Here is a 12,766-nt window from a genome sequence, read left to right as displayed (position 1 = left end):
TATTGCAGGTTGAGCATGATGCAAAATGGATTAAAGGCCTAAGTGCGTTGTCCAAACAGTATTTTACACCCAGCTTTTTCGGTGCTGAACATATTCATGCATCCAAACCTGCAATGTATGTCGGTAATCACACCCTGTATGGAATATTCGATTCACCCATTCTGATTGATTACCTCTATAACAAACATAAAGTGGCTGTGGTCAGTATTGCTGATCATGGCCATTTTTATTTGCCAGGCTGGCGCACCTTGTTTAAAAAATTTGGTGCGGTCGATGGCAATAAAGAATATATCCGTGCCGTGATGCAACAGGGTTATTCAATTCTGGTCTTTCCTGGTGGTGGACGAGAGGTCTTAAAAAGAAAAGGTGAGGCTTATCAGCTGATCTGGAAGCAGCGTTATGGCTTCTTAAAGCTGGCGCAAGAATTTAACTACGACATTGTTCCATTTGCAGCTTTGGGTGGTGATGACGTCTTTGAATTGGGTTTTGATGCCAATTCGATTATTGAAAGTCAATGGTTTCAAAAGCTTTTGAAAGTCCCGCAACTGGATAAATTACTCCGTCATGGTGACGTGATTCCTTCCTTGCCTAAAAATATTATCCCGAAACGATTACCTTTTTATTTTCAATTTATGCCGCGACAAAATTTAATGCAGATTGAAAATTCCGAACAATTGAAAGATTTCCGTGATCAGATTCAGCAACAAATCTACGTCGGATTAGAACAGTTAAAACAACAACGTGAAAATGAAAAGCTTGATTAAGTTTGATCAATATTTTATTTCTAATTTTTTGTAGTGGAAGATCAAATCATTAAGTTAAGTCTGGATGAATGATCGGGCAGGTTTGATTAAACTTTCAAGTCAGCATACAGTGGTTTCATTCTAATATTAAATTCATCTTAGGATGGTTGTTTAATTTGAGGCGAGTATGGAACAGGATCGTTTAGTACCGCAGTATCCATTGATTGCGAAACAGTTACTCAGAATTTCTAAAAGTCTAAATGGAATTTTTCAAGATCAGCTCAATATTGTCGGTGATCTGAATGCCCAAAATATGTTTCGTATCGATCAAGAGCGGCATGTTGTAAAAATAGCCAATGGTTTATTTCAACTCGAATTTCATTCACCAGCCTCAGATTTGAAAAGCATCTTGCAGTGTGATTTTACTTATCTGGGGCAAAAAGCAGAATTAGTTGAAGAATTTATTCTGCATGATCTGTATTTTCTAACCGGTGATTTAAAACTGCAACATTCATTATTTTTACGTCAAAAAGCCCAGCAATTTCGTCAACTGTTACTCGATCAGGTTTATTTGTGGGTCAATGGGGTTGAACGAGTCAGTGCTTATCTAAAATGTCTGTGTGTAGATGAAGCTGAAATTATCGATCAGCTGATGATGAGTGCAGAGATTTATCACTCGAAAGTGCTGACCGATTATGTGCTGAATAAAACGGCTTTGCCTGAAACTGTTGTACAAATGCTGCAACAGGTTTGCTCGATTCAAGTGGTATGTGGTGAGGGATTTTTACCGATCCAGCCCTTGATGGAATGTCTGGATGAATTCTGTTTTAGCGCCTCGCAGTTTTTACCTGCCGCCATGTATCGCATTATGGCACTGTCATTTGAAGAACGCTTTAATTTAAATGAGTTGATGGAACATCAAGATGATATCCAGTTGCTGTATCGGCATGCAGAAGAAAAATCACACTTATTAGGCTTCGTGCGGTTAATGCGCCGTGAACTTTGGCAACGTGATGACCTATTGTCAAAGCATAATTTTCTTCATGCGACATCTACAGTTTGGCAGAAGAAAGTTGCAAAGATGCCATTATTTGATTATCCACGTGCAGTGAACTGGTTGTTTAAACAATCAGGTGAGGTTGTGGATTGGCTCAGTCGCCATATTCAACACAGCAGTGTCAGGGTCGCTGTGACAGCTTTAAGTTTTGTCGATAGCAGTCAGGTTCATCCACAGGTCATTTTAGCTACCTTGCAGTATTTTCAGCACTCTTCAGCGCGTATGTTCATTTATAGCTGTCACTATTTTGCGATGCAAGAAGCTTGGTTTGAGCATGAAAACAATCTCAGTCTGCTGCTTAAAGGCCAGAGGCAAGCCTTGGATGATCATCGTATTGCAATCAGTCCGTCTATTTTGTACCTAGATGAATGGATGGAGCTGATGCGGAATGTCACCAAAGGGAACCAGCAAATCGTAAAAAGGGTCTATTTACGTTTAAGTTGGGTAATGCAAGCTTATATGTTGTATCTACAGAAAATAACATATACCTTACCTGAAGAGTTAATGTTTTATATCCGCCCTGAAACCCATCAAAATCGTGATTTTTATATAGTCTTGCAACGCTATAAAATGCAGCCGGATCAGTTGCGGCAAATCTTTTATTTACGTGAGCAACATGTAAGAGTGTCAGTTTTTGATTCCTATGTGCGGGATTATTTGGTTGATTATTTTACCGACAATAAAATGGTGCTCAAAAGTACCACATGGATGGGGCTGTTTCATCAAGCGATTCATTGGCATGCTTACCTCCAGAAACAGGAAATTATTGCGCAGTTAAAGAAAAATTATGCCGAAGTTGTATGGCAACCCCTGATGGTTGAGAAAAAGATTCAGTTTGCAGGCTGGAGTTTTGAAGAGTTGGCAGACTTAGACCGAATTATCGAAGAATCAAAATGGTGTCATCACTGCCTGGCTGTCAGCTATGCACAGCGAATTATTGACGGTGAATATGTGGCTTTTCATATGGCATCTGAAACAGGGATGCATCATATGACTCTGGGCTGTCATTTACAGGGTGGGCAATTGGTCTATGAACAGTTGGAATATTCACATAATCGAAAAGCTGAATATTTTTTTGTGAATGTCGCTTTACAATTTATCTCCTGGTTAAATGCACAGTTAATATCACTTAAGTGACAGTTGCTGTCGTTAAAATTTTTTCTGGGCTTAACTTTTAGGGAAAAAATCGTTAGGCTATAGCCGTTAATTTACGGTTATAGGTCTTATGAAACAAGAAACTGCACTCAAGCTTTTAAAAGCGGGCGAAAATGTCTTTTTAACAGGTTCGGCTGGTGCAGGGAAAACCTATACTCTCAATCAGTACATCAATTATTTAAAAGTCCGTAAAGTACCGGTGGCCATTACGGCATCGACTGGTATTGCTGCCACGCATATGAACGGCATGACTATTCATACCTGGGCCGGGATTGGCATCAAAGATTTTTTATCCGATGCCGATCTAAAAAACATGAAAGAACGCAAATACTTAAAAGAGCATTTAGAAAATGCCCAAGTGCTGATTATTGATGAAATCTCAATGTTGCATGCCAAGCAGTTGAATCTGGTCAATCAAGTTCTCAAATATTTTAAAGAAAGTGATGAAGCCTTTGGCGGTATTCAGGTCATTGTCGCAGGTGACTTCTTCCAGTTACCGCCAGTGGGTAAAAATGATGAACGCAACCGTGATAAATTCTGCTTTATGTCCGATTCTTGGGTCGAAGCTAAATTTCGCGTTTGTTATTTGACTGAGCAACATCGTCAAGGTAACGATTATTTAAATGACATCTTAAATGCAATTCGTAGTCAAAGTATTACAGCTGAGCATTTACAGGCTTTAGAACAAACCCGCCAGCAAGATATTGGCGAAACTTATACCCGTTTGTATACTCACAATATGGATGTGGATGCGATTAACTTTAAGCATCTGAATGCCATTGAGGCGGATGAACGACAGTTTGAAGCGGTGTGTGATGGCAATGATAAACTGATTGAAACTTTAAAGTCATCCGTGCGTGCGCCAGAAAATCTTAGTTTAAAGAAAAATGCCAAGGTTATGTTTGTGAAGAACAACTTTGACATGGGCTATATCAACGGCAGTTTAGGCGAGGTGATTGGTTTCGAAGAAGATGATGATCATGGCATTTTACCTAAAGTAAAACTGACTGATGGTACAGTGCTGATTGTTCCACCTGAAACTTGGTCGGTAGATAACGATGCCGGTAAAACGATTGCCAGTTTTCAGCAAATTCCACTGCGTTTGGCATGGGCAATTACCATTCATAAATCTCAAGGCATGACCCTGGAAGCGGCTGAAATTAATCTGGCTCACACTTTTGAAAAAGGTCAGGGCTATGTCGCAATATCACGGTTAAAAGCTTTAAGTGGCTTAAAACTGCTCGGAATTAATGAGCAGGCTTTGGAACTGGATAGTTTGGCGATTAAAGCCGATCGACGTTTTCAGGAGTTATCCAGTGAAGCAGAAAATCATTTTGAGTTGATTGATTTAGCGCCGCAACATAAAGCTTTTATTCGTCATTGTGGCGGTACATTGAATGAAACTGAAATCCAGCGCAATGAGAAGAAAATCTCAAAAAGTGCTGGCAAAACCAATTATGCCACGGCAACCTTGGATGAGACGCGTGAGCTGTTTGTTGAAGGTTATGAAATTCAAGATATTGCGGTTGAACGTGGCTTAACGCCTGCAACCATTATTAACCATTTAGCCAAATTGCATAAAGAACAGGGCCTGGATATTTCTGTGGCTCATCCGGGTGAAGAAGTTGTAGAACAAGTGCGGAAAATTTATAAACGTTTGATGAAACGTCAAAGTCCTGAACATTTTAGTGAAGATGGCGTCATTAAACTGCGTCCAATTGTGGAAGCGACTACACCGCGTATGGGTTATGATCAGGTGCGTCTGGCCTTACTTTTTGTTGAATAGGCTGACAGATTATCAGGTTAACGTACTGCAATATATGATTAATTTTTAGAAAATTTCATATCCCAAGCGTCAAGTTACGCTACACTTAAAAATCTTACTCAACAGTAACCCACGGATATGGAATTCAAAGCGTGGTACAAGCTTCGCAGATTTGTTTATGATACTTTGCATAATGATGACTATGAAAGTAATTTTAGTCGCAACGTAAACGTCTTTCTTGTTTTATTGATTATTGGGAATACTGTTGCAGTTTTACTGGAATCGATTAATGATATTTATCTGTCGTACCACGTGTTCTTTGATGCTTTTGAATTATTTTCCATCTTTATTTTTACCGCTGAATATTTATTAAGATTTTGGTCGGTTGCTGAAAAAAATCCGTTTAATAGTGCATGGAAAAATAGATGGTTGTGGGTGCGAAGTGGTGGTGCCATTATCGACTTACTTTCAATTTTACCCGCATACATCAACTTCTTTGTGCATATCGATTTACGTTTCCTGCGGATTCTCAGATTATTTAGACTGCTTAAGCTGACACGTTATTTTGTATCGTTACAAATTTTGTTGCGTGTGATTGAACGTGAAAAAGGTGCATTTCAAGCGGTTGTTTTTATTTTGCTGATTATGATAGTGATGGCAGCAGCTGGAGTGTATGTTGTTGAAAATAAAGCACAGCCAGAAGTATTTAGCTCAATTCCTGCTTCTATGTGGTGGGCCGTGGTCACGCTCACTACAGTAGGTTATGGTGATGTTACGCCAATCACGCCGTTGGGTCGGTTTTTGGGGGCATTGATTACAATTTTAGGCGTCGGTTTGGCTGCACTTCCTGCGGGTATTCTGGCGACTGGTTTGGCGAGTGAGCTTGAGCTGCGTAAGCAAAAGTTAGAATCTAAATTTCGTGAACTTTTACAGGTCGCAGAAATTGATTTTTTTACTGATGCAGAAAAAATTGAAAACTTGCGTAAAGAAGTAGGGCTGACTGTTGAGCAGACACAGGATATTGTATTACAGCTCATTCGTGAGCGTAAGGAAGAAGAATTAGAGCAAGAACGGAATAAATATTGTTTCTGTCCGCATTGTGGGCATAAGCTGCCTGATTAAAGTTCTAGAATTACAGCAAAAAAGAATCGATAATAAAGTCGAAAATTTAAAAAGAGGAAGTATTCGCTTCCTCATTTTTTTATCATTTAGGTTCAGCGGTCATCATGCCTATACCGGCAATCCATTCCTGAATCGGTTCATAGTAATATACTTCTGAATCATATTCACCCCTTGCAGAAAGTGCTGCGAATGCCGCAATCGAAGTACGGATTTCCTGACCCCTGACCGCCATCACGACGAATTTTTTCATCGCTCGTATTGGCTAAGTAATCAAAATCTGAATTTTTAAAGCGTTGTAATAAATCTTTATCCCATTCCGGGTTCAGTGGTTGCCCGGCTGATAGTCACCATCTGCCCGGCTGATAGTCACCATCTGCCCGACTGATAGTCACCATCTGCCCGACGTGGTTTAACTGTAATGATTTTGGATTGGCGATGATCATGTGTTTCTGCTGTCGGGTTATGGCCTGCAATCAAGAATTCCTGAACTTCCGGTGCTGCGGTGCTAATTTGAGGAGGGGGTGGATCATGCGATTAACAACCGAAACCAATAACTAGAACATGCCATCTAAAGTTTTAAGATATTCGCCAATCACTCGTTTGGTTAGTGGCAGTGGTGCAGCAGCGCCATTAATAAATACCGGAACGACGGGATAATGATTGAGCTGACCTTAGCAAAGCAAATCCAACAGTTGAGTAAAACCATGATGGGCCTGCATACGAGAGGAATAGGAACCATCAATATCGCGCTCTAGACAATGTTTAATTAAGTCGAGTGCTTTATCTTCTGGAACATTTAATGGAGCAGGTCAGTAGTTCCAGTCATCTGCAGCAGTTGTGCGTATACCGACACAAAAACTTGGCATCAGGTCATAAAAGAAACCATTAAAGTGATCGGGGCCAAAGACCACAATCAGCGCGGAATTATAAGCCTTAACCTGTTCAGCCATTTTTTGAAATGTTGCGCGTGCAGCTGCTTCTATTTCTGCAGAATGAAATATAAAATCCAGTAATAGCTTGCGCGAAACAAATGAGTTTTATAGTCACTGTTTTCTCAAATCTGCATGTATTAATGCTTTAAGCTTAAATATCAAGAGGAATAAAAATACATTATTTGTCGTAGATCGAACTATAGTCAAAACATTTATATTAAATTGATATTGTTTCGATAAATAATTTGGGTGTATTGAAATATATGTCTTTATTCTATTTTTGATGGATTTGAACTGGAGAATCATTGAAATGAGCATGGCACTATTGCTTTTCATTTCGATAAGATTAAGACCAAAGTTTTAAAGCTGCTCGCGTTTTTTAGTAAATGTTTGATCCATCGCGAATTAAATATTCTTGTGGCATTCAATAGATTAGAAAAAAGAATAAATGAGGTAATGGGGAGAAGTGAAGAAAAGTTAATAAGTAGTGAATTTGGCACATCATAAAATTAATACTTTGCGTTCAAAAATTAATTTGTTATGTTGTTTATGAATAAAAATAATTTGAATCATTTTTAAAATAGAAAATAGGATGATTTTTCTATAATTCAAAACAATTAAAAAAATAAAAGGGAAGAATTTATGAAACATTATCAGAGAGCTGCTCTAGCATTAGTGGTTGCCAAGCTTGAATTTGGTAATACTAAATCCAATATTTATGATTATAACGAAAGCGTATATCCTCAAATAAGCGGCAATGTAAATCAACAGGAAGCCAAACTTTTTGATTATCATAGATCGGTCATTTTTGAGGGACGAAATACTGGTCGAGAGTTCAATTTATATGATTATGGCCATAGTGAATTTATCAGTTTAAAAAAGAAAGGCGTAAAAAAATACGAAGGTTATCATTATGGCAGTTCCAGTTATTTTGAGATCACCATTTCAGGTTCTACCTTAAGTTTTTATGACTTTGGCACTGAGCAATATTTTCGTTTTTCTTAGTAGATGATCTATTTTATCTCATATTAAAATAATCCCTAAAAAGGGGCCATGTTTGCTTTGAAATACCTGACCGCAGTCAATTATGCAGCCTCAGTCAATTCTTCATTAACTTGTAGTGCCCTTTTAATCGCCAAGTCACGTATTTTTAAATCACAGTCTAGATTCCCCATACGCATTAAGCATGATATCTGTATCCACCGTGATGATTTGCGGCAAGCAGTCTTTAAAGTCCGAATAACCTCTATAGGTAAGAATCAGAGTATGTTTTTATTGCTATTTAAATAGGGTTTGAATGATTTCATTGCCCAATCCCAGTATTCGATCTGATTCATTTTATGTGGCGCTAAGCCTTCATGAATACGGCTTCATCAATCTGGATAATTACCACACCGGCATCATCTTTTTTTTTCTTCAGTAAATTTAAGTTCCTGTTTCACCCCAACCTTTGAATAGCCAAGAACATGACAATTAATAACCATGAGGTTTTCTTGCATGCTTATTCTTTTTACGGAAAACATCATTAAATAAAAAATGAAAATTACTCATTATTTTTATGCTAAAATTAATTTAATTCATTATGTGTTTTTATAGTTTTGGGCTTCCTCATACCAAGCTCAAAATATACGCTTTGTTGGAATTTTATTTATATGCTGGAAATTCGCCATTTAAAAACACTTACTGCTTTACGTGAGCATGGTTCACTTGTTGCTGCGGCCAATGATTTGTGTTTAACCCCATCGGCCATTTCCCATCAAATGAAAGAACTGGATCACTGGTATGGGGTGGAGGTAGTGAATCGCCGTAGTCGTCCTGTGACTTTTTCAAATGTAGGACAGCGTTTACTGAAACTGGCGGATGATGTATTGCCGCAAATTCAGATTACCCAAACTGATATCACCCGTATTGTGCATGGTCAAACCGGCCGTATTATTTTTTCGTCAGAATGTCATAGTTGTTTTGACTGGTTGATGCCTTTGCTTAACCAATATCGTCATCTATATCCAGACGTTGATCTGGACTTTGCATCAGGTTTTGAAGCTAATCCACATGAACTTTTGCAAAATGCAGAATTTGACATGTTGATTACTGCAGATCCGATTGCGTTAAAAGGCATCGAATATTTCCCGATTTTTGAATATGAATCACGCTTGGTATTATCCAATACGCATCCCTTGGTTCGTGCCGAACGTATTACCGTGCAAGAGTTGGCAGAGGAAACCCTGATTACGTATCCGGTCGATAAACACCGTTTAGATATCATGGCAAAACTGTTTATTCCTGCAAATATCCAACCGAAGCACGTACGCACCACAGATTTAACCCAAATGCTGATTCAATTGGTGGCGAGTGGTCGAGGTATTGCGGCACTTCCAGATTGGGTGGTGAATGAATATGAGCAAAAAGGGTGGGTAACTTCACGCCGTTTAGATTGCGTGTCTGCTACAGGTTTACGCCGTACTTTATATGCTGGCTATAGAACCGAAGAGAAAGAGAAAAGCTATTTTGAAGGCTTCTTAAAGCAATTGGCTAAATTCTCGCAAAAGCGTAATCAGTATTATTCTGCATAAATAGAATAGATCATTCATTTAAAAAACTGAGGCCATCAATAGAACAGATGAGTTGGATTATTAACTTATCTGTTATTGGTTTTTTTAAATGAGATAATAAAAAATTTCACAAAAACTGAATCTTAAGCTGAGTAAATCAGTACTCATAATTATTAGGAATGACCTATAAACAGGGTCAGTATACCTGCGGCAATTAACGGACCGACAGGAACTCCACGCAATACAGCAACGCCTGCAACCGTACCAATCAATAATCCTGCAACCACATCAGGTTGATTGCTCATGAGTTTAACCCCCCGTCCACCAAGCCAAGCGACTAGAACACCAATCGCAATTGCCAGCAAAGATTTCCAGCTCATAAAGGATTTTAAAATCGCATCTCCCGGAATTTTTCCACTGGCAATAGGCGTTAAAACACCAATGGTTAAAATAATGATGCCGATATTTAAACCGTGTTGTTGCAAATAAGGGAAAAATTCACATAAAGGGGTAATGCGAAAAACAATTAAAACACCCGCAGCAATCGTCACGGCACTATTATGACTAAAGATGCCGCAAGCCAATAAAACCAAGAGAACGATCAGATTTAAATCTAAATTGGACATTATTTTTAAAGGAGAGTGATGTAAATAATAGCTATTGTAACGGGTTTTGAGTCTAGATTTATCTTAAACAACGTGGACAATAAAATTAGTCTGCATTTCAGTATAGAATGCGCCTTTCTGGATGGTTAAGAGGTTAGGTTTATGTTCTTGGAAAAGATGTTGCAATCGCAAGGTTTTGGTTCGCGTAAGCATTGCCAGCAGCTTATTAAAAATGGTGTGATTGCCATCAATGGTGAAGTCATCATCAATGCAAAACATAAACTTGATTTAAATAATTTAAGTTTTTCCGTGCATGGCGAAAGTTTTGATTATCGTGAAAAGGTTTATATAGCTTTAAACAAGCCTCAGGATTATGAATGTTCTCATCAGGCGACTCATCATTTTAGTGTGTTTGACCTTTTCGATGATGTGTTGATGAATCGTGGTTTGCAATGTGTAGGACGTCTAGATCAGGACACCAGTGGGCTTTTATTGCTCACGGATGATGGCCAGTTTCTACAAGCGCTAACGCATCCGAAAAAACATGTGGCAAAAGTCTATCGAATGCAAACCGCCGACCCTGTGACAGAACAACAGATTCAGCAACTGCAGCAGGGCGTAGAATTACGTAACGAGTCAGGTGTTTTTGCAGCGACCGATGTGATTCAGCTTTCAGAAAATGAATTACAGTTGACCATTCATCAAGGTGTTTATCATCAGGTGAAACGGATGTTGGCTGCGGTGGGAAATAAAGTTGAACGATTGCATCGCCAACAAATTGGTGCTTTGGCACTTCCTGAATTAGAACAAGGCAAGTGGATTTATTTAACTGAACAGCAAGTAGAACTCGCCAAGACACGCATGACTATTTAAGGAAGCAATGATAAGTTTGAAATTCATCATCTTTTACAAAGCCCATTTGCTCATAGAGTTGATGTGATTGGTAATTGGTTTTTTGCGTCTCTAAACTAATGCGTAATGCATTTTCATGTCGTGCAAATAAAATGGCAGTATCAATCAGTTGTTTTGCTGAACCCTGACGTCTATAGGTTGGGGTGACATACACATCATCTAAAATATAATAGATTGAGCAAGCGACTGAAGAAAAACCTAAATAAAGTAAAACAAAACCGGTAAAAACATCGTCTTTAACATGAATAAAAATCACGCTTTCCTGATTTTCAAAGCGCTGTTTTAAGAATTGATAAGATGCGTTTAAGTTGGAAGAAGCACCATAAAATTGGCGATATTCATCGAATAAAACTGCAAGAGGATGTAGATCTTCTAGAGTTGCACGTCTTACGATCATTCTATACTCCATGCTTTTTTGTCTTTGCATGAAGCATAACTAATTTTTTATATTCAGTTTTTTAAAATTTGTTTGTAAATGCGACACTGTTAAGTTTTGTCACTTTCACCCAAGATGGCATTCAGCTCTTCAAATAAGTCTAAATGGTCATCGTCCAAAATAAACTCTTCCTCAGCATCAATGAATTGTTCTGCTTCACCATTTAAAAGGGTTTGCTGTTGCTTTAATTTTCGAATCTTATACAGCTGTTCAAGGTTAATACTCTGATTTTCAATGGAAAAGGGGATGGATTTAGTTAGCACGACTTGTTTGAAGAATAGTCGAACTGCTTGTGCTGGCGTAATTCCCAATTGTTTAAACACCGCAAAAGCGTGTTTTTTTTCTTGGGAGTCAAGTCTTATTTGATAAACTTCGGTTTTTCTCATAATTTTCTGAATACATCTAATTACTTAACTTTTCAGCATTTATTTTAATCAAATCTAATGTAATTTCAATATTCATACACTATATTTACGAAAATAAATTGTAATGACACGGTTATTACAAGTTCAATTCAAAATTTGATGAAAATTCCATCTCCTGAAAAGTGATGGGATCGTTAAAGCAGATATGTTTTGCTAAAAGCTGAAGAGGTGCGGAAAAGTCATCTTCCCTTTTATGCTGTACCACCGGATAAAAAGGATCATTTTTGATGGCGATGCCTAAACTGTTCAAATGAACGCGCAATTGATGCTGCTTACCGGTGATCGGTTTAAGTTCATATTTACCCCAAACCGAATCATGTTCTATTAAATTAATTTCTGTTTCGCTATTTATTTGCCCTTCAACCACTTGCATCGTATAAAAGGGTTGCCCTTTTTCCATTCGATAACGGGTATAGCAGGGAAATGTTAAATCTGCATGAAAAGGTGCAATAGCCTGGTAGGTTTTTTTAACTTGACGTTGGGCAAACATTTCCTGATAGACAGCGCGAGTAGAAGCTTGTTTGGAGAATAAAACCACACCTGCCGTTTCACGATCTAAACGGTGAATAGGGGTTAAGAATTCATTACCGGTTTGTTTTTTTAAACGCACCAACAGTGTTTCTTGAACGTACTGACCGGTTGGGCTGATGGTTAAAAAATGCGGTTTATCGATCACCAGTAAGTGTTCATTTTCAAATAAAATTTCATGTTCAAAAGGCACATGTATTTCGTGTGCTAGAAAACGGTAGTAAAACACGTGGCTATTTTCAATATAGGGTGCATCACATGTTAAGACATTACCCGATGCATCATAAATAAGACCATCAGCAAAACGTTGTTGCCATTCAGTGGGTTCAATATGTGCAAACTGCTGACATAAATATTGATAGACAGTGGTCAGCGTAGGCTTCATTTTAGGAAGAAATACTTTGCTTGCGCTTACGCCATCAATCATTGGCGGAATAAATTCAGTGCTGGTCATGTGATTTGTCTTGGATCAATCTGTCGTTAATTAAAATGAATGATATTTACAAGGAAATGTAGGAAAAGTTACACATTTAG

The 12,766-nt window shown here is 38.2% G+C and carries 13 protein-coding genes; 7 read left to right on the top strand and 6 right to left on the bottom strand.

The window, feature by feature from the left end; all coding sequences use genetic code 11:
* The first annotated feature begins 2 nt into the window (after positions 1-2).
* The 4 genes from E0H80_RS05275 to E0H80_RS05260 all read left to right on the top strand — a co-directional run bounded on the left by E0H80_RS05275 (position 3) and on the right by E0H80_RS05260 (position 5,842).
* Positions 3-764, top strand: a complete 762-nt coding sequence (locus E0H80_RS05275; protein WP_131363815.1) for a lysophospholipid acyltransferase family protein — start codon at positions 3-5, stop codon at positions 762-764.
* A 166-nt stretch (positions 765-930) separates the two neighbouring features.
* The gene (locus tag E0H80_RS05270; protein WP_131363813.1) at positions 931-2,937 is read left to right on the top strand and encodes a hypothetical protein; all 2,007 of its coding nucleotides are present in this window, start codon (positions 931-933) and stop codon (positions 2,935-2,937) included.
* A gap of 88 nt (positions 2,938-3,025) precedes the next feature.
* Positions 3,026-4,741: an AAA family ATPase gene (locus E0H80_RS05265; RefSeq protein ID WP_131363811.1), complete on the top strand. Its 1,716-nt coding sequence runs from the start codon at positions 3,026-3,028 to the stop codon at positions 4,739-4,741.
* A gap of 117 nt (positions 4,742-4,858) precedes the next feature.
* The gene (locus E0H80_RS05260; RefSeq protein WP_131363809.1) at positions 4,859-5,842 is read left to right on the top strand and encodes an ion transporter; all 984 of its coding nucleotides are present in this window, start codon (positions 4,859-4,861) and stop codon (positions 5,840-5,842) included.
* Positions 5,843-5,924: 82 nt separating this feature from the next.
* Here the strand turns inward: E0H80_RS05260 and E0H80_RS17115 are convergent, their stop codons facing one another.
* Both E0H80_RS17115 and E0H80_RS17110 read right to left on the bottom strand, forming a co-directional pair.
* Positions 5,925-6,092 (bottom strand): hypothetical protein, encoded by a 168-nt coding sequence (locus E0H80_RS17115; protein WP_416224571.1) that lies wholly within the window; start codon positions 6,090-6,092, stop codon positions 5,925-5,927.
* Between the two features lie 559 nt (positions 6,093-6,651).
* The gene (locus tag E0H80_RS17110; RefSeq protein WP_416224570.1) at positions 6,652-6,792 is read right to left on the bottom strand and encodes a hypothetical protein; all 141 of its coding nucleotides are present in this window, start codon (positions 6,790-6,792) and stop codon (positions 6,652-6,654) included.
* A 624-nt stretch (positions 6,793-7,416) separates the two neighbouring features.
* Here E0H80_RS17110 and E0H80_RS05250 point away from each other — a divergent pair.
* The gene (locus E0H80_RS05250) at positions 7,417-7,779 is read left to right on the top strand and encodes a hypothetical protein (protein WP_131363807.1); all 363 of its coding nucleotides are present in this window, start codon (positions 7,417-7,419) and stop codon (positions 7,777-7,779) included.
* A gap of 647 nt (positions 7,780-8,426) precedes the next feature.
* On the top strand, positions 8,427-9,347 hold the full coding sequence (locus tag E0H80_RS05245; protein WP_131363805.1) for a LysR family transcriptional regulator: 921 nt from the start codon (positions 8,427-8,429) through the stop codon (positions 9,345-9,347).
* Positions 9,348-9,499: 152 nt separating this feature from the next.
* Here the strand turns inward: E0H80_RS05245 and E0H80_RS05240 are convergent, their stop codons facing one another.
* Positions 9,500-9,952, bottom strand: coding sequence for a DUF441 domain-containing protein (locus E0H80_RS05240; protein ID WP_131363803.1), 453 nt, complete (start codon positions 9,950-9,952; stop codon positions 9,500-9,502).
* A gap of 141 nt (positions 9,953-10,093) precedes the next feature.
* Between E0H80_RS05240 and E0H80_RS05235 the strand changes: the two genes are divergently transcribed.
* Entirely contained in the window at positions 10,094-10,804 is a 711-nt protein-coding gene (locus tag E0H80_RS05235; protein ID WP_131363801.1) for a pseudouridine synthase, read from the top strand.
* On the opposite strand, the gene E0H80_RS05230 is transcribed toward E0H80_RS05235, so the two are convergent.
* The 3 genes from E0H80_RS05230 to E0H80_RS05220 all read right to left on the bottom strand — a co-directional run bounded on the left by E0H80_RS05230 (position 10,797) and on the right by E0H80_RS05220 (position 12,686).
* Positions 10,797-11,240 (bottom strand): GNAT family N-acetyltransferase, encoded by a 444-nt coding sequence (locus E0H80_RS05230; RefSeq protein ID WP_067866665.1) that lies wholly within the window; start codon positions 11,238-11,240, stop codon positions 10,797-10,799. The genes E0H80_RS05235 and E0H80_RS05230 overlap by 8 nt on opposite strands.
* 89 nt (positions 11,241-11,329) lie before the next feature.
* The gene (locus tag E0H80_RS05225) at positions 11,330-11,665 is read right to left on the bottom strand and encodes a type II toxin-antitoxin system RelB/DinJ family antitoxin (RefSeq protein WP_131363799.1); all 336 of its coding nucleotides are present in this window, start codon (positions 11,663-11,665) and stop codon (positions 11,330-11,332) included.
* A gap of 115 nt (positions 11,666-11,780) precedes the next feature.
* A complete protein-coding gene (locus tag E0H80_RS05220) occupies positions 11,781-12,686 on the bottom strand; it encodes an RluA family pseudouridine synthase (protein ID WP_131363797.1) in 906 nt (301 codons plus the stop codon).
* Positions 12,687-12,766: the final 80 nt, after the last annotated feature.

The sequence above is a fragment of the Acinetobacter sp. ANC 4779 genome (assembly GCF_004331055.1).
In the GTDB taxonomy this organism is placed as follows: domain Bacteria; phylum Pseudomonadota; class Gammaproteobacteria; order Pseudomonadales; family Moraxellaceae; genus Acinetobacter.
This window is presented reverse-complemented; position numbering and strand designations above follow the sequence as displayed.